Source organism: Pseudomonas frederiksbergensis (assembly GCF_003732705.1).
In the GTDB taxonomy this organism is placed as follows: Bacteria; Pseudomonadota; Gammaproteobacteria; order Pseudomonadales; family Pseudomonadaceae; genus Aquipseudomonas; species Aquipseudomonas frederiksbergensis_F.
In genome coordinates this window covers 394,646-414,685 of record NZ_MOBR01000009.1, presented here as the reverse complement: position 1 = coordinate 414,685, position 20,040 = coordinate 394,646, and the positions used below count along the sequence as shown (strand labels likewise).

Annotated in this window: 15 protein-coding genes and 1 pseudogene; 5 read left to right on the top strand and 11 right to left on the bottom strand. The window is 61.2% G+C overall.

Features of this window, described 5'->3' with window-relative positions; genetic code table 11:
* Positions 1–91 precede the first annotated feature (91 nt).
* A complete protein-coding gene (locus BK667_RS13525; RefSeq protein ID WP_123597897.1) occupies positions 92–1,402 on the bottom strand; it encodes an MFS transporter in 1,311 nt (436 codons plus the stop codon).
* A gap of 170 nt (positions 1,403–1,572) precedes the next feature.
* Here BK667_RS13525 and BK667_RS13520 point away from each other — a divergent pair, with 170 nt between their 5' ends.
* From BK667_RS13520 to BK667_RS13505, 5 genes and pseudogenes are all read left to right on the top strand, one after another.
* The gene (locus tag BK667_RS13520) at positions 1,573–2,685 is read left to right on the top strand and encodes a sugar diacid recognition domain-containing protein (RefSeq protein ID WP_123597896.1); all 1,113 of its coding nucleotides are present in this window, start codon (positions 1,573–1,575) and stop codon (positions 2,683–2,685) included.
* 227 nt (positions 2,686–2,912) lie between these two features.
* Positions 2,913–4,055 (top strand): glycerate kinase, encoded by a 1,143-nt coding sequence (locus tag BK667_RS13515; protein ID WP_123597895.1) that lies wholly within the window; start codon positions 2,913–2,915, stop codon positions 4,053–4,055.
* A gap of 714 nt (positions 4,056–4,769) precedes the next feature.
* A pseudogene (locus tag BK667_RS33960) lies at positions 4,770–5,570 on the top strand (MCP four helix bundle domain-containing protein); the annotation flags it as partial.
* Positions 5,565–6,428: a methyl-accepting chemotaxis protein gene (locus tag BK667_RS33955; protein ID WP_375539170.1), complete on the top strand. Its 864-nt coding sequence runs from the start codon at positions 5,565–5,567 to the stop codon at positions 6,426–6,428. The pseudogene BK667_RS33960 and the gene BK667_RS33955, both read left to right, overlap by 6 nt.
* A gap of 40 nt (positions 6,429–6,468) precedes the next feature.
* Complete coding sequence (locus tag BK667_RS13505) at positions 6,469–7,656, top strand: pyridoxal phosphate-dependent aminotransferase (RefSeq protein ID WP_123597893.1); 1,188 nt, start codon at positions 6,469–6,471, stop codon at positions 7,654–7,656.
* A 115-nt stretch (positions 7,657–7,771) separates the two neighbouring features.
* Here BK667_RS13505 and BK667_RS13500 read toward each other — a convergent pair whose 3' ends face one another.
* From BK667_RS13500 to BK667_RS13455, 10 genes are all read right to left on the bottom strand, one after another.
* Positions 7,772–8,749, bottom strand: a complete 978-nt coding sequence (locus tag BK667_RS13500) for a 2-hydroxyacid dehydrogenase (RefSeq protein WP_123508235.1) — start codon at positions 8,747–8,749, stop codon at positions 7,772–7,774.
* Positions 8,750–8,770: 21 nt separating this feature from the next.
* On the bottom strand, positions 8,771–10,069 hold the full coding sequence (locus tag BK667_RS13495; RefSeq protein WP_123508236.1) for an MFS transporter: 1,299 nt from the start codon (positions 10,067–10,069) through the stop codon (positions 8,771–8,773).
* Positions 10,070–10,188: 119 nt separating this feature from the next.
* A complete protein-coding gene (locus tag BK667_RS13490) occupies positions 10,189–11,163 on the bottom strand; it encodes a sugar kinase (RefSeq protein WP_123508237.1) in 975 nt (324 codons plus the stop codon).
* Positions 11,156–11,938: a sugar phosphate isomerase/epimerase family protein gene (locus BK667_RS13485; RefSeq protein ID WP_123508238.1), complete on the bottom strand. Its 783-nt coding sequence runs from the start codon at positions 11,936–11,938 to the stop codon at positions 11,156–11,158. The genes BK667_RS13490 and BK667_RS13485 overlap by 8 nt, the downstream gene beginning before the upstream one ends.
* 155 nt (positions 11,939–12,093) lie before the next feature.
* The gene (locus BK667_RS13480; protein WP_123597892.1) at positions 12,094–13,119 is read right to left on the bottom strand and encodes a LacI family DNA-binding transcriptional regulator; all 1,026 of its coding nucleotides are present in this window, start codon (positions 13,117–13,119) and stop codon (positions 12,094–12,096) included.
* A 138-nt stretch (positions 13,120–13,257) separates the two neighbouring features.
* On the bottom strand, positions 13,258–13,866 hold the full coding sequence (locus tag BK667_RS13475; protein WP_123597891.1) for a LysE family translocator: 609 nt from the start codon (positions 13,864–13,866) through the stop codon (positions 13,258–13,260).
* Positions 13,867–13,918: 52 nt separating this feature from the next.
* Entirely contained in the window at positions 13,919–14,758 is an 840-nt protein-coding gene (locus BK667_RS13470) for an AraC family transcriptional regulator (protein ID WP_123597890.1), read from the bottom strand.
* An 88-nt stretch (positions 14,759–14,846) separates the two neighbouring features.
* The gene (locus BK667_RS13465; protein WP_123508242.1) at positions 14,847–15,488 is read right to left on the bottom strand and encodes a DUF1345 domain-containing protein; all 642 of its coding nucleotides are present in this window, start codon (positions 15,486–15,488) and stop codon (positions 14,847–14,849) included.
* A 196-nt stretch (positions 15,489–15,684) separates the two neighbouring features.
* Positions 15,685–18,783 (bottom strand): multidrug efflux RND transporter permease subunit, encoded by a 3,099-nt coding sequence (locus BK667_RS13460; RefSeq protein WP_123597889.1) that lies wholly within the window; start codon positions 18,781–18,783, stop codon positions 15,685–15,687.
* A 15-nt stretch (positions 18,784–18,798) separates the two neighbouring features.
* Positions 18,799–19,956, bottom strand: coding sequence for an efflux RND transporter periplasmic adaptor subunit (locus tag BK667_RS13455; protein ID WP_123597888.1), 1,158 nt, complete (start codon positions 19,954–19,956; stop codon positions 18,799–18,801).
* Positions 19,957–20,040: the final 84 nt, after the last annotated feature.

The window sequence follows — 20,040 nt, the reverse complement described above, 5'->3', positions numbered from 1 at the left end:
GAATGCCTCAAGGGACGCTCTGCGTTCCAGATATCGAAAGGGACGCGGAGCGTCCCGGGCTGCATTCCCACGCGGAGCGTGGGAACGAGCATCAAACCTTCAGCGTGCGGGTCATCCGCAACGCCAGCACACTCCCGCACACAATCACACCCGCCAACAGATACAACGCCGCATCCGTCGAACCGGTGCTGTCCTTGACCCAACCCACCAGGTACGGGCTCAAGAATCCAGCCATCTGCCCCATGGAGTTGATCAGCGCCAAACCACCTGCCGCCGCACCCGCGCTCAGCAGCGCCGTCGGCACCGGCCAGAACATCGGCAAACCGGTGAGGGCGCCCATGGTGGCGATGGTCAGGCCGAGAATCGCGATGGCCGGCGTGGTGGCGAAGTTCACGGCGATCAGCAGACCCACGGCGCCCATCAGCATCGGCACCACCAAATGCCAGCGCCGCTCTTTGCGCAGGTCCGCCGAGCGACCGACCAGCAACATGAACACCGCCGCCAACAGATACGGAATCGCACTCAACCAGCCAATCACCAGGTTATCGCTGAAACCCAGGTTCTTGATGATCGACGGCAACCAGAAGTTGATCGCGTAAACGCCGCTCTGGATGCAGAAATAGATCAGGCCAAACGCCCAGATCGCCGGGTTCTTGAACACGGCCAGCAGTGAATCCGTGGTGGTTTTCGGCTTGTTGGTTAGGTCTTCGGCGTGATCCGCTTCCAGCACCGAGCGCTCGAACGGCGTCAGCCACTTGGCATTGGCATAGCTGTCACTAAGCAGGAAGTAGGCGAGGGCACCGAGGATCACCGTCGGGATCCCTTGCAGCAAAAACATCCACTGCCAGCCGGCCAGACCCGCTTGACCGGCGCCGAAGTGGTTAAGAATCCAGCCAGAGAACGGACTGCCGAGCAGGCCTGACACCGGGATCGCCGACATGAACAGCGCCATAATGCGGCCACGGCGGAAGGTCGGGAACCACTGCGAGAGATAGAGCACCACGCCCGGGAAGAACCCGGCTTCGGCCGCGCCGGTGAACAGGCGCAAGGTGTAGAACTCGGTCGGTGTGGTGACGAACAGCAGGCAGGTCGAGAGCGAGCCCCAGACGATCATCATCAGCGCAATCCAGCGCCGTGGGCCGAATTTGGTCAGCGCCAGGTTGCTCGGCACGCCGCATAGCACGTAGCCGATAAAGAAGATCCCGGCCCCAAGGCCATACACGGTTTCGCTGAATTTCAGTGCGTCGAGCATCTGCAACTTGGCGAATCCAACGTTCACCCGGTCGAGGTAGTTGAACAGGTAGCAGATGAAGATGAAGGGGATCAAACGCAGGGTAATGCGTTTGTAGACGGCGTTTTTCTCGTCAACGATGGCCTGGGTAGCGGCGGCGCTCTGTGACATGGCGGGCTCTCTCTTTATTATGATTTTTTGCGATGCAAAGGGTAACGTTGATCGCCCTGTGAGTCTCGGCCACCCCTTGGGTGATTGTCTTTGTGCCTGAGCACAGGGTTTGCCACCAAGGCCTGTGCGGGTGAACAACCCGTCCCACCACGCTTTCAAGGATCTGCCCCATGTTTGAACTCGATCACGACCTGGCCCAGGACATCGTCGACCGGGCCATGGCCATCCTGCCGTACAACGTCAACGTCATGGACAGTCAGGGGTTGATCCTCGGCAGCGGCGAGCCCGAGCGCATCAACACCCGCCACGAAGGCGCGCAACTGGTGCTGGCCAACGGGCGGGTGGTGGAAATCGACGCGCAAACGGCGATTCACCTCAAAGGCGTACAACCGGGGATCAACCTGCCGCTGTTGCTCGATCAGCGGCTGATCGGTGTGCTCGGCATTACCGGTGAACCCGAGCAACTGCGCACCTATGCCGAACTGGTGCGCATGACCGCCGAGATGTTGGTGGGCCAGCGCAATCAGCAGGCCGAACAGCAATGGCGGCGTCAGCGTTGCGATGATTTGCTCGCGTTGCTGCTGACCGACGCCGGGGATTCGCCGCGCCTGGTGGACGAAGCGCAACAACTGGGCCTCAAGCCGCAACTGACGCGGGTGCCGTATCTGTTCGAATTGGGCCTGGAGCACGGGCCGGGGCAGACCGTCGAAGCCCTCAGTGCCTGGCTGATCAGTCGTTACCCTGACAGTTGGTGCGTCAGTTCGGCCAAATCCTCGCTGCTGTGGTGCCGACCGGCGAGCCACGCGATCGAACATGAACGGTTGCTGGAAAAGCTCGATGGTCTGGGCTGGAACATTCTGCGCATTGCCGTCGGCGGGCAGGCCGATGGACTGCCGGGCTTGCGCCGCTGCTATCGCCGGGTCGGGGATTTGCTGGCCTACGGACGCGATGTGTTGCCGCGCTCGCGGTTGTTGACGCTGAACCGTTATCGGCTGCCGGTGATGCTTTGGCGACATCGCAACGACGATGCCCTGGATGAACTGCTCAAGCCATTGCGCAAAGTCATCGCCAAGGACAACAACGGCCAACTGCTGGCGACCCTGCGCAGTTGGTGCGACCACGACGGGCAGAGCCAGGCCTGTGCCGATGCGCTGGGTATTCATCGCAACAGCTTGCGGTATCGCATGGAGCGGATTGCCGAGTTGAGCGGGGTGGATCCATTGCGGCTGGATGGGATGTTGGCGCTTTATCTGGGCGTGCAGCTCCTGCCGCAAACCGACTGAAATGTGTGGCGATTGTGAGGACGCCATCGCGGGCAAGCCTTGCTCCTACAAGAGCGAGCGCCGCGATCCCTGTAGGAGCAAGGCTTGCCCGCGATAGGGCCCTCCCAGCCACCATAATCTCTGTTTTGTAGAAATGAACAACAAACGCCACCCCCACTTGTGCACCTGACCGGCGTCATCCTCCGGGGCAACTGGCAGCATGGATGCACTGGAACTGGAGAATTCACATGAAAATCGTCATCGCCCCCGATTCGTTCAAGGACAGCCTGAGTGCCCAGGGCGTAGCCGATGCCATTGCGCTGGGTTTGGCTGAAGTCTGGCCGCACGCGCAATTGGTCAAATGCCCGATGGCCGATGGTGGGGAAGGGACGGTCGAGTCGATTCTGGCGGCGTGCTCGGGCGAATTGCGCCGCACCCCGGTTCGCGGCCCGCTGGGGGCAACCGTCGAAGCCGCTTGGGGTTGGTTGCCACACAACCACACAGCGATTATTGAAATGGCCGAAGCGAGCGGCTTGCAGTTGGTGCCGCTGGCACAACGCGATGCCTGCATCAGCAGCACCTTCGGCACCGGCGAACTGATCCGCGCCGCACTCGATGCCGGCGCGCAACGGGTCATCCTGGCGATTGGCGGCAGTGCCACCAATGACGGCGGTGCCGGGGCGATGCAGGCCTTGGGCGTCAAACTGTTCGATGCCAAGGGACAGGTTCTCGCGCCCGGCGGCTTGGCGCTGGCACACCTGGCAAACATCGACCTGAGCGACATCGATCCGCGCCTGAACACAGTCCGCTTCGACATTGCTGCGGACGTTAACAATCCATTGTGCGGCGCCCACGGTGCCTCAGTGATTTTCGGTCCGCAGAAAGGCGCATCACCGCAGCAAGTCCAGCAACTGGACCAGGCCCTTGGGCACTTTGCCGATCTGTGCGCGCAGGCGTTGAATAAAGATGTGCGCGACGAACCGGGCTGCGGTGCGGCGGGTGGCCTGGGCTTTTCGGCCAAGGCGTTTCTCGGCGCGCAATTCCAGGCCGGCGTCGAAGTGGTCGCGGAATTGGTCGGCCTGGCCGAAGCCGTGAAAGGCGCGGATCTGGTGATTACCGGCGAAGGCCGCTTTGATGCCCAGACCTTGCGCGGCAAGACGCCGTTCGGCGTAGCGCGGATTGCACGGCAACAGGGTGTGCCGGTGATCGTTATCGCCGGGACGCTGGGGGAGGGTTATCAGGAACTGTATGGGCACGGAATTGATGCCGCGTTTGCCCTGGCGAGCGGGCCGATGACCCTGGAGCAGGCGTGTGCCGAGGCGCCGCGGTTGTTGCGCGAGCGAGCGAGTGATATTGCGCGGGTGTGGCGGATGGCTGCTCGCAAGGTTTGATTTTTTTGTGGACTCAAGAACCAACCCCTCACCCCAGCCCTCTCCCCATAGGGGAGAGGGGGAAAGGGAGCCGATCGGGGCCTTTTCAGAACCTGAGTTCGACTCGGTTACTCAGGTCGATGCAGCTCGCAAGACACCTCGGTCAGTCCCCTCTACCCTCTGGGGAGAGGGGGAAAGGGAGCCGATCGGGGCCTTTTCAGAACCTGAGTTCGACTCGGTTATTCAGGTCGATGCAGCTCGCAAGACACCTCGGTCAGTCCCCTCTACCCTCTGGGGAGAGGGGGAAAGGGAGCCGATCGGGGCCTTTTCAGAACCTGAGTTCGACTCGGTTATTCAGGTCGATGCAGCTCGCAAGACACCTCGGTCAGCCCCCTCTACCCTCTGGGGAGAGGGGGAAAGGGAGCCGATCGGGGCCTTTTCAGAACCTGAGTTTGACTCGGTTATTCAGGTCGATGCAGCTCGCAAGACACCTCGGTCAGTCCCCTCTACCCTCTGGGGAGAGGGTTAGGGTGAGGGGTGGATCTAAATGCCACCCACCTCTATGTGTTTCACCGTTGAAACACCCGTAAACCCTTGAAATATATTTCTCCTCCCCCCGCAAAAAACCTCAAGTCCGGCCGATAACCCTCATAGGCGCGCACAAACCTATTACAACAGTGGCGCCAGGCTGATCCGGCCGGCTTACACGCCCACCTGACAGCGATCACGGCACGGATGCTCGAAGTTCAACCACCCGAGACTCATCCTATGTCCATGCGTAATCTGAATATCGCGCCTCGCGCTTTCCTCGGTTTTGCCTTCATCGCCTTGCTGGTCATTGTGCTGGGTGTGTTTGCGGTGAGTCGAATGTCGATCATCCGCCAGGCCTCCGTGGACATGGAAAGCAATCAACTGCCCAGCGTCAGTTATCTGGGCGTCATGACTGAAAACGTATTACGCCTGCGCATTCTTTCGTTCCGCATTCTGGTGAACCGCGAGCCCGCAAGCCTGCAAGAAGCCGCGACCCGCATCGATGTGCTGGTAGAAAAGGTCAAAACGGCGCAGGCCGGATATGCGGCATTGCCGGCCGGCGGTGAAGAAGCAACGTTGTACAAAACGTTCGCCACCACGCTGGACAATTACCTGCAAGCCCAGCGCGAGATGTTGGAGTTTTCGCGGCAGGACAAACTCGATGAAATGCGCAAGCTGATCAACACCCGGATCAAGGACGGCACCGACCAGATGGGCGAGCAGTTGAACAAACTGATCGCCATCAACAAGGCCGACGCGACGTCGGCCGATGCCGAGGCCAGCGACCAGTATTCCTTCGCCACCAACGGCATCATTGCGGTGTCGGTGGTTGCAGCCCTGATGACTGTGCTGTTGGCCTGGCTGCTGACCCGCAGCATCGTCGAACCGCTGAACCGTGCGGTGCAGGCAGCGGAAGCCATCGCTGGCGGCAACCTGATCAAAGCCATCGAAGTCGATGGCAAGGACGAACCGGCCCGTTTGCTCGGTGCCTTGTCCGCCATGCAAGACAACCTGCGCAAAACCATCGAACAAATTGCAGGTTCCGCCACCCAATTGGGCGCCGCCGCCGAAGAACTCAGCACGGTCACCGAAGAAGCCTCTCGTGGTCTGCAACAACAGAACAACGAAATCGAACAAGCCGCCACCGCCGTCAATGAAATGACCGCCGCCGTGGAAGAAGTGGCGCGCAACGCGGTGTCGACTTCCGAAGCCTCGAACCAGTCGACCCAAGCGGCCCGTGAAGGTCGCAACCGTGTGGTGGAAACTGTCGACGCGATCCAGACCATGACCCACGACGTGCAAAACACCTCGGTGATGATCGAAGGCCTGGCCGCTCAAGGGCGTGACATCGGCAAGGTGCTGGACGTGATCCGCGCCATCGCCGAACAAACCAACCTGTTGGCGCTCAACGCTGCGATCGAAGCGGCCCGTGCCGGTGAGGCCGGACGTGGGTTTGCGGTGGTGGCAGACGAAGTTCGGGCACTGGCCCATCGCACCGCGCAATCGACCCAGGAAATCGAAAAAATGGTCGCCGGCATTCAGAACGGCACCGGCGAAGCGGTTTCCTCGATGCAACAAAGCAACCAGCGCACCCAAAGCACCCTGGAAATGGCCCGCGCTGCCGGTGTCGCCCTGGAGCAAATCACCCAGTCGATCCACCTGATCAACGAGCGCAATCTGGTGATCGCCAGCGCATCGGAAGAACAGGCCCAGGTGTCCCGCGAAGTCGATCGCAACCTGGTCAACATCCGCGACCTCGCCACCCAATCCGCAGCGGGCGCCAACCAGACCAGCGCCGCCACTCACGAACTGTCGCGATTGGCGGTGGATTTGAATGCGATGGTGGCGCGTTTTGTAATTTGAGATAGGGTTGAGTCTGGAGCACGCGCGACAGGAGAAGTACATGCGCTATTCAGCCTTGACCCAACGCATTGCCGGTGACGGAGCGGCAGCCTGGCAGATTCATGATCGAGCGCTGGAGTTGCGAGAGCAGGGCGTTGATGTCTTGCTCCTGTCGGTGGGTGATCCCGATTTCGACACGCCCAGACCCATCGTCCAGGCGGCCATCGACAGCTTGTTGGCCGGCGATACCCATTACTCGGACGTGCGCGGCACCCGGGCGCTGCGCACCAGCATCGCCAGCCGTCACCGGCGACGCAGCGGTCAAACGGTGGATGCCGGGCATGTGATCGTGTTGCCGGGCGCGCAATGTGCGGTGTACTCGGTGGCGCAATGCTTGCTCGATCCGGGCGACGAAGTGATCGTCGCCGAACCGATGTACGTCACCTATGAAGGTGTGTTCGGTGCCTGCGGCGCCAAAGTGGTACCGGTAGCGGTACGGCCGGAGAACGGCTTCCGGGTTGATCCTGCCGATATTGCGGCGCTGATCACGCCCAAAACCCGGGTCCTTCTGCTGAACAGCCCGAACAATCCTTCCGGCGCCAGCCTTTCCTTGAAGATCTGGCAGGAACTGGCCGTGCTCTGCATTCGTCACGATTTGTGGCTGATCAGCGATGAGGTCTACAGCGATTTGCTGTACGAAGGCGAACACATCAGCCCGGCGAGTTTACCGGGCATGGCCGAACGTACCGCGACGATCAACAGCTTGTCCAAATCCCACGCCATGACCGGCTGGCGAGTCGGTTGGGTGATCGGTCCCAAACCCTTGGCCGAGCACCTGGTGCACTTGTCGTTGTGCATGTTGTTTGGCATTCCGGATTTTGTGCAGAACGCCGCACAAGTTGCACTGGACAGGGATTTGCCGGAAGTGGCGCAGATGCGCGAAGAGTATCGCCAGCGCCGGGACCTGGTGTGCGCGCGGTTGGGCGCGTGCCCTGGCATCCGGCCGATCAAGCCCGATGGCGGGATGTTCGTGATGGTCGATATACGCCCGACCGGGCTCTGCGCCCAACGGTTTGCCGAGCGCTTGCTGGAAGGCTATGGCGTGTCGGTACTGGCGGGTGAAGCGTTCGGGCCGAGCGCGGCGGGGCATATCCGGATTGGCTTGGTGGTGGATCAGGTGAAACTGGCGGATGCGTGTCGGCGGATAGCCCTTTGTGCGGCGGATTTGCTGGAGGCGCGTAGAGCCTGATCGTTCCCACGCTCTGCGTGGGAATGCATCCCGTGACGCTCCGCGTCACAGCCAACAGCGGAACGCGGAGCGTCCCTGGCGGCATTCCCACGCGGAGCGTGGGAACGATCATTGCTCAGGCCTTCCACGCCCCAACATTCACCAGATTCACCGGCCGCTCCCCAGTCAACGCCATCAACAGATTATCCACCGCACACTTGGCCATAGCCTCCCGCGTCTCATGGGTCGCCGAGCCAATGTGCGGCGTCGCCACCACATTATTCATCTGCATCAACGGCGAATCATGGTTCAGCGGTTCGCGCTCGAACACATCCAGCCCGGCCGCGCGAATCTGTCCCTCGCGCAGCGCTTGAATCAACGCCGCTTCATCCACCACTTTGCCCCGGGAAATATTGATGAAGATCGTTTCCGGGCGCATTAAGGCGAACTGTTCGGCGCCGATCAACCCTTCAGTTTCAGCGGTGAGTGGCAAGGTCAGGCACACAAAATCCGCCTGCTGCAGCAGCTCTGGCAGGCTGCGGTATTGCGCATTGAAACGCTGTTCCACCGCCGGTTTCGGCGAATGGCTGTGGTAGATCACCGGCATGCCAAAGCCGAAATGCCCGCGCTGGGCCAGGGCTTCGCCGATACGGCCCATGCCAATGATGCCCAGGGTCTTGCCATGCACATCGGTGCCGAACTGCGCCGGGCCGATGTTGCGGTGCCAATGGCCGGCGCGCACCATGTTCGCCAGTTCCACTACGCGCCGGGCGGTGGCCAGGATCAGTGCGAAACCGGTGTCGGCGGTAGTTTCGGTGAGTACGTCCGGGGTATTGCTGAGCAGGATTCGCCGCTCGGTGAGGTACTCGATGTCGTAGTTGTCGACGCCCACCGAAACACTGGCAATCGCTTCCAGGTTCGGCGCCAGGTCGAGCAGTTCAGCGTCGAGCTTCAGACTGGCGCCGAGCAACCCTTGGGCGCGGGGCAGGGCGTTGCGCAACTTGGCCAGGCCTTCGGCATCGAGGCTGTCGATCAGGGTCACTTCGGCCTGCTCGTGCAGGCGGGCCATCAGCAACGGCGAGAGTTTCTTGTACAGCACAACCTGCTTCTTCATGGTCTTCGTCTCAACTTCAATTCAAGGGTGAGCAGCCATCGGCCGCTTCACGACGGCGTTGGCCACGACCCGGTCACTGGCGCCGGGCTTGAGGAAAATCGTCAGCACCACCGAGAGCATCAGCGCGCCGCTCATCAACAGATACGAAGCACCGGGGGAACCGGTGGTGCTGTTCAGGTAACCGACCAGATAAGAGCCGCCGAACGAACCGAGGGCGCCCATGCTGTTGATCAGTGCCATGGCGCCACCGGCGACGTTGGCCGGAAGGATTTCCGGGACGATCGCAAAAAACGGCCCGTACGGCGCATACATGCAGGCCCCGGCGATCACCAGCAAGGTGTAGGACCACCAGAAATGTTCCGCGCCCAAGGCGTAGGAACCGTAGAACGCAATCGAAGCGATCAGCAGCGGCGGCCAGACGAAACGTTTGCGCTTCTGCAACTTGTCCGAACCCCAGGACACCGCGAGCATGCCAATCACCGCCGCCAAATACGGCAGCGCCGACAGCCAACCGGCTTCGACCATGTCCATCTGCAAGCCAGCCTTGAGGATCGACGGTAGCCACAGCACAAACCCGTAGACGCCAATGCTCCAGCAGAAAAACTGCAAGGCCAGCACGATGACTTTCGGCGAGCGGAAGGCTTCGGCGTAGTTCTTCACCGCTTTGATCCCGACCTGTTCGGCAGCCAGGGCACTTTCCAGATCCTGTTTTTCCTGGTCGCTGAGCCACTTGGCCTGGGCCGGACGGTCATCGGCCAGACGCCACCAGATAAACGCCCAGATCACTGCCGGCAAACCTTCGACGATAAACATCCAGCGCCAACTGAAGTGCTGCACCAGATACCCGGACACCACTGACATCCACAGCATCGTCACCGGGTTACCGAGGATCAGAAAGGTGTTGGCGCGGGAGCGTTCCGCACGGGTGAACCAGTGACACAGATAGACCAGCATCGCCGGCATCACCGCGGCTTCAACCACGCCGAGCATGAAACGGATGACCACCAGCCAATAGGCGTTGGAGACGATCCCGGTCAGGGTCGCGAGGCCGCCCCAGAGGATCAGACTGACGAAAATCAGCTTCTTCACGCTGTGTTTCTGGGCGTAGATAGCCCCCGGCACCTGGAAGAAAAAGTAGCCGAGGAAGAACAGCGCACCAAGCATGGACGACAGGCCCGGTGTAATCATCAGGTCGGCGGCCATCCCGGAGGCGGCGGCGAACCCATAGTTGGCGCGGTCCAGGTACGCCAGGCTGTAGGTGATAAACACGATGGGCATGATGTACCACCAGCGGCGGGCGGCGAGTGTTGCGGTTTTCATAATGGTGCTCCTGAGCTTGTTGTTTTTGTCGCAGCAGGTAACGGTGTTCGGTGGATCGTTCCCACGCTCTGCGTGGGAATGCCTCTAGGGACGCTCCGCGTCCCCGGTGACGCAGAGCGTCACGGGCTGCATTCCCACGCCGGAGCGTGGGAACGATCAGGTATGTGGCTTGGCAATTCGGCGCGGGTCGGCAACCCCTCCATATCCCCCCGGCTCTGCACCGCCCGGCTGCCAATCCAGTTGGCCCGCTGCACGGCTTCAGCAAAACTCAGGTTTTCCAGCAGGGCGCTGATCATGCCGACCGCAAAGCCATCGCCAGCACCGACGGTATCGACAACGGTTTCCACCGGCACGCCAGCCACGAAGCCTTGGTCCAGATGCGTGCGGTAATAGGCGCCGTGGGGTCCCAGCTTGATCGCCACCGCTTCTGCCCCTTGGTCGAGGTAAAACGCAGCGATGTCGGCCGGGTCTTCGAAACCGGTGAGCAAGCGACCTTCGCTCAATCCCGGCAGCACCCAGTGGGCGAGGGCGGCGAGACGGTTGATCTCGCTGATCATCTGCTGTTCGCTGGCCCACAGGCTCGGCCGCAGGTTCGGGTCGAAGGACACGCTGCGCCCGGCGTCGCGCATGCGAGTCATCAACTCAAAGGACATTTCCCGGGCGCTGGCGGAGAGCGCCGGGGGGATGCCGGTGGCGTGCAAATGCCTTGCGTTAAACAGCTGGGGAGTGATCGATTGCACCGACAAATGACTGGCTGCCGAACCGCGACGGAAGTACTCGACCACCGGATCGCTGCCATCGTCGGCGCGGGACTTGAGTTGAAAACCGGTCGGGTGCGCCGAGTCGATCTCGACATGGCGGCAATCGAGGCCTTCTTTCTCCAGCGTATCGATCACGAAACGCCCCAGGGAATCTGCCCCGACCCGGCTCAACCAGGCGACGTTGAAACCCAACCGTGACAAGCCGATGGCGACATTGTTGTCGGCTCCGGCAATGCGTTTGTGGAAGTGGCCAACTGCGGCCAAGTCGCCGTTCTGCTCGGCGACGAACATCGCCATGGTTTCGCCGAACGACAGAATATCGAACTCAGACATGAGCGCTCTCCAACCGTGATTGACCGAGGCGGGCGAGGGTGGCGACATGTTCGGTGGTCAGTTGCACCAGGTCGTCGCCTTGCAGCGGATATTCCGCGGCCCGCATTACGCCTTGGGCCATGTGCCGCAGCAGTTGTTCCCACAAATGCAGGTCGCTGGCGCTGGGCGGCATCGCCACGAGTTTGCCGTCGGCCCGGCGCGCCACCGCTTTGCAGTGCACGTAACCGACGTGTCGGCCGAGCAACCGCGCGGCGCTGGCGGCGGACTGGTCTTGCCATTGCCAGTTGCCGATGTCGAAGGTCATCTTGATCGGCAGGTTGTGTTGCTCGACTTCAGTGAAGAAACGCTGGAACGGTTCGATGCGTCCGCCGTGCAAGGTCTGGTCGTTTTCCACCAGCAGTTGCACCGGGCTTTGACTCAACTGTCGCGCCAAGGCCTGCAAATCATTGTTGTCGGTGAAATAACCGAGGGAGACTTTCAGCCACTTGGCGCCGAAGGCCTGGGCCCGTTGCAAGGTCACGGCCAATTCTGGATTGGGTTTCGATTGACCGGCCAGCCACAGTTCCATGGGCGAGGAATACACGCTTTCCAGACCGCGAGCCTGGGTGGCGTCGGCCAGTAGCGCCGGCTCTTCATGAGTCAGCAACTCTTCGCGCCATTCAATGCGCGTGGCACCGGCGGCGGCCAACAGATCGATGAAACTGCCTTGGCCGCGTTGGCGAACCAGATCGGCGCCGTAGCTCGACAGACTGATGGAAACGGGTGGTTTATTCATTGTTATCTACCTCTGAAACCGGTTTCATTTTTATTCAAAAAAATAGGGCTGGAATTTGGGGTGTTCTTTCGGGCCTCATCGCGAGCAAGCTCGCTCCCACAGGGGAATGCATTCCAAATGTGGGAGCGAGCCTGCTCGCGAAGAGGCCATAACAATCACCGCAAATCCCCCTGCGTCGACCCACGCACAATCAACCGCGCCGCAAAATCCACTGTCCTTACCGCCCCGACATCCCCGCGCAAGCGCTTGAGCAAACACTCAAACGCACTCGCGCCGATCTCCGCCGTCGGCTGGGCGAGGGCGGTGATCCCGCTGCCCACCAACGGATACCAATCCAGATCATCCAGGGCAATCAGCCCGACATCCTTGAACAGGTCGCAGCCCAGTTCACGCAACGAATGCGTGCCGGCCAACGCCGCAATCCCGTTGGCACAGAACAGCGCTTTCGGCCCTGGGCCGGGTGTGTCGAGGAAGGTTTTCAAACGTGAAGTCAGGTCGCTGCCGGTTTCGACCACAGCCCCATGCAGGGCCGAACGCTGCTCGATCTGCGCCTTGAAACTGCTGACCCGCTCGATCCGCGAACTGGTGCCGTCAAACGGTTCGGTCACCAACAACACATCGCGGTAGCCACGTTCTTCAAGGTGGGTGAGGGCCAGTTCAACGGCGGCGGGATTATCCAAACCTACCAGGTCGCTCTCGAGATGCTCGACCTTGCGATCCACCAGCACCAGCGGCATTTCCCGATGCAGCTCCCGCAGCTCATCGCGGTGATGACCCAGGGTGTTCACAATCAAGCCTTCGATGTTGTACGAGCGCAGCAACGCCAGGTGCTGACGTTCCTGTTCGTCATCGCGATCGGTGTTGCACACCACCAGGCTGTAACCGTGCTGACGGCAAGCGGTTTCCACGCCATGCATCACGGCAATCGAATAAGGGTTACGGATATCGGCCACCAGCATGCCGATCAGGCGGGTTCGCCCGCGTTTAAGGCCGCGGGCCATCTGGTTCGGGCGATAGCCCAATTCGCTGATGGCTTGCTCGATGCGCTGGGCAATGGCATCGGAAAGCAGGGCACGGTCGTCGCCGATAAAGCGCGAAACGCTGGCCTTGGACACGCCAGCGTGTTCGGCGACATCGAGCATGGTGACGCGGCTGCGTTGGGCGGCGGAAAATGAGTTCACGGTCTGAAACCTTTTTATTGGATTTATTAGGTCGAGCGCTTCGTGAAAGCGCTGAAACCGGTTTCAGGAAACACCAAAACCAAATCCCCCGTCAAGTGAATGGTTGACCGCTACGTCATGAACGCCGACGGATGGCAGTCAGATCAACACGCTTAACCACGCCGATACCAGTAACAGCAGGGCCATCAACCGATTGAAGCGCTGCATGGCCTGAGGTGAGCGCAACCACCGGGTGGAACCTGCGCCGAGCAACGCCCAGACACCCAGGCAAGGCAGAGAAATCATAAAGAACACCAGTGACAGGTACGCCACATGAACCAGCCGTTGCTCGCCGGCCCCCGCGAACACACTGACCACGGCCAGCGCCATCATCCAGGTTTTCGGGTTGATCAGTTGCAGGCTGGCAGCGCCGACCATTCCCAGTCTGGCTTGAGTATCCTGAGGGGTAAGGGCCTCGGCCGGAGCGAAGAAAATCTGCCAGGCCAGATAGCTCAGCCAGGCCACACCGGCCCACTGCATCGCGGTTTGTACGCCGGGCAACGAAGTCAGCGAAGAACCCGCGCCAGTGCCGACCAACAACACAAGGGTCGCCGCACTGGCGCAGGCGCCGAAGATAATCGGGACGGCAGCTTTCAGGCCATATCGGGCACTGTTGCTCAACACCAGAATATTGGTCGGCCCAGGCGTGATCGAGGCCACAAAGGCAAACAGCAGGAAGGGCAGTAACGTCGGAAAAGAAGACCACATCGCAGGCAAACTCCAGTGAAGATCATTGAAGTCGATCTTCACAATCGCCGCGTTACCTGTCTGGAAGATTTGAGCAGCGCTTGCGGTACATCGCCGGGGTCAGTCCATAAGCCCGGATAAACCAGCGCCCCAAATGACTTTGATCGGCAAACCCCAGCTCCATGGCCACCGCTGCCGGTTGCACACCGCCGGCAAGCATTCGCCGGGCCTTGGACAGGCGCAATTGCACCAGATAAGCGTGGGGCGCCAAGCCATAGGCGGCTTTGAATGCGCGGGTCAGGCGAAAGCGATCAACCCCGGTAACGGCGGCCAGTTGATCGAGGCCGATGTCGAGGTGCGCATTGGCGTGCAGGTATTCCCGAGCCTGTTGCGCCACCAGCGGCAGACGCGGATCTTCGCTGTAGCGGGTGCGCCAGTGCAGGTGGCGGGTCAGGTGTTCGAGCAAACCGTCGAGGGCGGTCTGGCGCACGATCTTCAACTCGCCACCGTGCAAAGTCTGGAACGCCAGGCTGGTGGCCTGTGCCAGTTGCGGGTCGGTGGTCAGGGTGTTGGCAAAACTCAGTTGGCTATTGAGCGGCGCGTCGTCGAACAGCGCGGCCAATTCCCGTTCCAGCCACTGCGGATCGAGGTAGAGCATGCGGTAGGTGAAACCGTCCTCGGTCGGTGCTTCGCCGTCATGGATATCACCCGGCTCCAACAAAAACACCTTGCCCGGCGTGCTTTGGTGCCTGGCGCGGCGGCAATGGAATTGCTGCACGCCTTGCTCGGTGACGCCCACCAGGTAACTGTCATGCCAGTGCGGGTCGTAGGCGTGGCCCTCGAAATGCGCGCGCAGGGTTTCGATGCCGGTGTCGGCGTCCTGGGCCAGGTCGATCCAATTGTGCGGGGACATGCTGCACCTGTGAGACGGATTGCCGACTTATTTAACGCCCGGGACACGGAGGATGCCTAGAACGTTTGTGCAGCTGATTGATCCCACATTAGCTGAACAGCCCTGCGGCGATGTTGATCGAAAACCCGAGAATCGCTGTGTTGAATAGAAAACCGATCAGCGATTGTGCCAGCACGATTTTGCGAATACCTCGGGTGGCGACGCCGACATCAGCCGTTTGCACCGCCACGCCGATGGTGAACGAGAAGTACAGGAAGTCCCAGTAATTGGGGGTGGTCAGGCCTTCGGCAAAGCGCAACGCCGGCTCCTTGCCATCCCAGGTGTAGAACAGACGGGCGTAGTGCACGCAGAAAATCACCCCGATCAGCAGCCATGAACCGATGACGGTGGCAGCGGTGAAGGCGTAATGAATGAGCTTGCGCGAGGTTTCCAGGTCTTTGCTGCCGGCCAGTTCGAAGGTGATGGTCGCCAAGCTGGCAATCGCGGCGATGCACACCACGAACAGCACCAGTCCGGCGTTTTCGTCTTCGACCTCGGCAATGCGTTTGACGTCCGGGGCCTTGGCGCGGGCGGCGAGCCAGAACATCAAGATCAGGTAAGTCCAGACCCCGGCATTCCAGCCGATGAGGATTTTGCTGATGATCGAATCGGCCGGAGCCAGAATGCCCACTGCGATGCCGAGCGTGGCAGCGGCAGACAGGCGAGGGTGGGTGCGGGCGAGGAGGGGCATGGAGGCTCGATGGGTCAGGGTTTTGAATACCTTAGCCCAGCGTAGTGGGTTATGACCACATACCGAGTGCCCTTGTAGGAGCGAGGCTTGCCCGCGAAGAGGCGGTGTCAGTCAGCATTCATGTTGACTGACACACCGCTTTCGCGGGCAAGCCTCGCTCCTACAGGGGATCGGCGATCAGACAGGGGATCGGTGGTCAGGTGTCTTTGTGGCGCTTGCGCACCAGCTTCATCACCACCACAAAAAACACCGGCACGAACAGCACCGCCAGGGTTGCCGTGATCATCCCGCCGATCACCCCGGTGCCGATGGCTTGCTGGCTCGCGGAGCTGGCCCCGGTGGCAATCGCCAGCGGCACCACGCCGAGGATGAATGCCAGCGAGGTCATGACGATCGGCCGTAACCGCAACCGCGCGGCTTGCAACGTAGCGTCGATCAGGTCGTGGCCTTCGTCGTACAGGCTCTTGGCGAATTCGATGATCAGGATCGCGTTCTTCGCCGACAAACCGATGATGGTGATCAGCCCGACCTTGAAGAACACATCGTTGGGCATCCCGCGCAGCGTCACCGCGAGCACCGCGCCGAGTACGCCGAGCGGCACCACCAGCAACACCGAAGTCGGAATCGACCAGCTCTCATACAACGCCGCCAGGCACAGGAACACGATCAGCAGCGACAAACCGAGCAGAATTGGCGCCTGACTGCCGGACAAACGCTCCTGCAGCGACAGACCGGTCCATTCCTGGCCCAAACCTGCCGGGCCTTGCGCCACCAACCGTTCGATTTCTGCCATGGCTTCGCCGGTGCTGTGGCCCGGTTTTGGTTCACCGGAAATGCTGATGGCCGGGTAGCCGTTGTAGCGGGTCAATTGCGCCGGGCCCTGAGTCCATTTGGCCTGGACGAAGGCCGACAACGGCACCATTTTCCCGGCACTGTTGCGTACGTGAATCTTCAGCAGATCCTCCACCTGACTGCGTTGATCGCCTTCCGCCTGAACGACGACCCGCTGCATCCGCCCCTGATTGGGGAAGTCATTGATGTAGGCCGAACCGATGGCGGTGGACAACACGCTGCCGACATCGGCAAAGGAAACCCCCAACGCGTTGGCCTGTTTACGGTCGACTTCCAGTTGCACCTGCGGCGCTTCGGCCAGGGCGCTTTCGCGCACGTTCATCAGGATCGGACTTTTCTCCGCCGCTTCCAGCAATTGCGTGCGCGCCTGCATCAGCGTGGCATGGCCGAGGCCGCCGCGATCCTGCAAGCGGAACTCGAAACCACTGGACGTGCCGAGGCCGTCAACCGGCGGCGGCAACACGGCAAACACCATCGCGTCCTTGATCTGGCTCAGGGCAATGTTGGCGCGGTCGGCAATCGAGCTGGCCGAGTCATCGCTGCTGCGTTCGGACCAGTCCTTCAACGTGGTAAACGCCAGTGCCGCGTTCTGCCCGCTGCCGGAGAAGCTGAAACCGAGAATCACTGTGCTGTCGCCCACGCCGGGTTCCTTGGCGTTATGCGCTTCAATCTGCTCGACCACCTGCACCGTGCGATTCTTGCTCGCGCCCGGTGGCAGTTGAATGTCGGTGATGGTGTAACCCTGGTCTTCCACCGGCAGGAACGAGGAGGGCAAGCGACTGAAACACACGCCCAGCCCGATCAGCAGCACGCCGTAGATCAGCAGGTAACGCCCGGTGCGTTTCAGCGCATAGGCGACCCAGCCTTGATAGCGCACGGTCAGTTGTTCGAAACGACGGTTGAACCAGCCGAAGAAACCACCCTTTTCATGATGCTCACCTTTGGCCATCGGCTTGAGCAGCGTCGCGCAGAGTGCCGGGGTCAACGTCAGGGCGAGGAACGCCGAGAACAGGATCGAGGTGGCCATGGACAGCGAGAACTGCTGATAAATGACCCCGACCGATCCCTGCATGAACGCCATCGGAATGAACACTGCCACCAGCACCAGGGTGATGCCGATGATCGCGCCAGTGATCTGCTTCATCGCCTTGCGCGTCGCTTCCTTGGGCGACAGGCCCTCAGTGACCATGATCCGCTCGACGTTCTCCACCACCACAATCGCGTCGTCCACCAGAATGCCGATGGCCAGCACCATGCCGAACATGGTCAGCACGTTGATCGAGAACCCCAGCGCGAGCATGGTCGCGAAGGTGCCCATCAACGCCACCGGCACCACCAGGGTCGGGATCAGCGTATAGCGGATGTTTTGCAGGAACAGGAACATCACCGCAAACACCAGCAACATTGCCTCGCCAAGGGTGTAAACCACTTTGGTGATCGAGACTTTGACGAAGGGCGAGGTGTCGTACGGAATCTTGTATTCGACGTTGGCCGGGAAGTAGCGCGCCAGTTCATCCATCTTCGCCCGCACGGCGGTGGCGGTGCTCAGGGCATTGGCCCCCGGCGACAGCTGCACGCCGACGGCGGTGGATGGCTTACCGTTCAGGCGGGTGCCGAATTGATATTCCTGACTGCCGATCTCGACCCGCGCCACGTCTTTGATGCGCACGGTAGAGCCGTCGGCATTGGCCTTGAGCACGATGTCGGCGAATTCTTCCGGCGTCGACAACTGACCCTTGACCACGATGGTCGCGGTGATTTCCTGGGTGCTGCGGGTCGGCAAATCGCCGATGCTGCCGGCGGACACTTGGGCGTTTTGCGCCACGATGGCGGCGTTCACATCCGCCGGTGTGAGGTTGAAACCGATCAGCTTGCGCGGGTCGATCCAGATCCGCATGGCCCGCTCGGCGCCATACAGTTGCGCTTTGCCGACACCGTCCAGGCGCTTGATCTCGTTCATCACGTTGCGCGCCAGGTAATCACTGAGCGCCACGTCGTCGAGCTTGCCGTCGTTGGAGGTCAGGGTGATCAACAGCAAGAAACCGGAGGAGACTTTCTCCACCGACAAACCTTGCTGGTTCACTGCTTGCGGCAGGCGCGACTCGATGACTTTAAGGCGATTTTGCACGTCCACCTGGGCCATCTCCGGGTTGGTACCCGGTTGAAACGTAGCCTTGATGGTCGCGCTGCCGAGGCTGCTCTGGGATTCAAAATACAGCAGGTGATCAGCGCCGTTGAGCTCTTCCTCGATCAGGCTGACCACGCTTTCGTCGATGGTCTGCGCCGAGGCGCCGGGGTACGTGGCGTTGATTTCGATCTGCGGGGGCGCGACGTCGGGGTACTGCGCCACCGGCAATTGCGGAATGGCCAGCGCACCGGCCAGCAGGATGAACAACGCGACCACCCAGGCAAACACCGGACGGTCGATAAAGAACTGCGGCATAAAAAAGCGTCCTGCTTACTGACCAGTCGCCTGGGCAAGTGGAAGAGGGGTGTCGTCGATCTGCACTTTTTCGCCAGGCTTGGCGTGTTGCAGGCCTTCGGTGACGATGCGATCGCCAGGCTTGAGGCCACCGGTGACGATCCAGCGATCGTTCTGCACCGCGCTCAATTGCACCGGTTGCAGGCTGACCCGTTGCTCGGCGTCGAGCAACAACACCTGGGCAACCCCGGCACTGTCACGCTGGATGGCCCGCTGCGGCACGCTGATGCCTTGCTGGTTGACCGCTTGCTCGATGCGTACACGCACGAAGCTGCCCGGCAGCAAGTCGAGGTCCGGATTGGGAAACTCGCTGCGCAGGATGATCTGCCCGGTGCCCGGATCGACGCTGATCTCTGCGAACAGCAGTTTGCCCGGCAGCGGATAGAGGCTGCCGTCATCCTGGATCAGCGTGGCCTTGGCCTGATCCTGGCCGACCTGCTGCAAGTTCCCGGAACGGAACGCCCGGCGCAGGTCATTGAGTTCCCGGGTCGATTGGGTCAGGTCGGCATGGATCGGGTTCAGTTGCTGGATCAACGCCAGCGGCGTGGTTTCGTTCTGCCCGACCAACGCGCCTTCGGTGACCAGGGCACGGCCGACGCGCCCGGAAATCGGCGCAGTGACGGTGGCATAACCCAGGTTCAACTTGGCCCGCGCCACGGCCGCCTTGTTGGCCGCCACGTCAGCGGCGGTTTGTCGGGCATTGGCCCGGGCGTTGTCGTAGTCCTGGCCGCTGATGGCGTTGCCTTCGATCAATTGCGAATAGCGTTGCTCTTGCAGTTTGGCCTGGAACGCATTGGCCTCGGCCTTGCGCAGCGCTGCTTCGGCGCTGTCCAGATCGGCCTTGAACGGCGCCGGGTCGATGCGGAACAGTACGTCGCCCTGTTTCACGTCGCTGCCTTCGCGGAAGGTGCGCTGCAATACGACGCCGGCTACCCGGGCGCGGACTTCAGCAATGCGCGGCGCGGCGATGCGCCCGCTCAGTTCGCTGGTGATCGACAGCGGCCGGGCTTCGATGGTTTCGATACGCACGGCGGCCAGCGGCGCCGCCTCTTCGGCGGTCGAGGACTTGTCACAAGCGCTCAGTGTCAACGCCAGTGCAATCAGGCTGAGCGTGGCAAGCAGGTTCTTTGACATGTGAATACCCCAATAATGACCCCGGCATCCTACGGGGAGGCGACGAGAGTAGCGGTGAAGCTTTGTAGGTGCTGTGTGAAATTG

Coding starts and splice junctions, on each gene's coding strand:
- BK667_RS13485 (WP_123508238.1), bottom strand. CDS start 11,938: ATGAATAAACCACCCGTTTCCATCAGTCTGTCGAGCTACGGCGCCGAT.
- BK667_RS13460 (WP_123597889.1), bottom strand. CDS start 18,783: ATGCCGCAGTTCTTTATCGACCGTCCGGTGTTTGCCTGGGTGGTCGCG.
- BK667_RS13520 (WP_123597896.1), top strand. CDS start 1,573: ATGTTTGAACTCGATCACGACCTGGCCCAGGACATCGTCGACCGGGCC.
- BK667_RS13500 (WP_123508235.1), bottom strand. CDS start 8,749: ATGAAGAAGCAGGTTGTGCTGTACAAGAAACTCTCGCCGTTGCTGATG.
- BK667_RS13525 (WP_123597897.1), bottom strand. CDS start 1,402: ATGTCACAGAGCGCCGCCGCTACCCAGGCCATCGTTGACGAGAAAAAC.
- BK667_RS13490 (WP_123508237.1), bottom strand. CDS start 11,163: ATGTCTGAGTTCGATATTCTGTCGTTCGGCGAAACCATGGCGATGTTC.
- BK667_RS33955 (WP_375539170.1), top strand. CDS start 5,565: ATGCAAGACAACCTGCGCAAAACCATCGAACAAATTGCAGGTTCCGCC.
- BK667_RS13470 (WP_123597890.1), bottom strand. CDS start 14,758: ATGTCCCCGCACAATTGGATCGACCTGGCCCAGGACGCCGACACCGGC.
- BK667_RS13515 (WP_123597895.1), top strand. CDS start 2,913: ATGAAAATCGTCATCGCCCCCGATTCGTTCAAGGACAGCCTGAGTGCC.
- BK667_RS13475 (WP_123597891.1), bottom strand. CDS start 13,866: ATGTGGTCTTCTTTTCCGACGTTACTGCCCTTCCTGCTGTTTGCCTTT.
- BK667_RS13455 (WP_123597888.1), bottom strand. CDS start 19,956: ATGTCAAAGAACCTGCTTGCCACGCTCAGCCTGATTGCACTGGCGTTG.
- BK667_RS13495 (WP_123508236.1), bottom strand. CDS start 10,069: ATGAAAACCGCAACACTCGCCGCCCGCCGCTGGTGGTACATCATGCCC.
- BK667_RS13505 (WP_123597893.1), top strand. CDS start 6,469: ATGCGCTATTCAGCCTTGACCCAACGCATTGCCGGTGACGGAGCGGCA.
- BK667_RS13465 (WP_123508242.1), bottom strand. CDS start 15,488: ATGCCCCTCCTCGCCCGCACCCACCCTCGCCTGTCTGCCGCTGCCACG.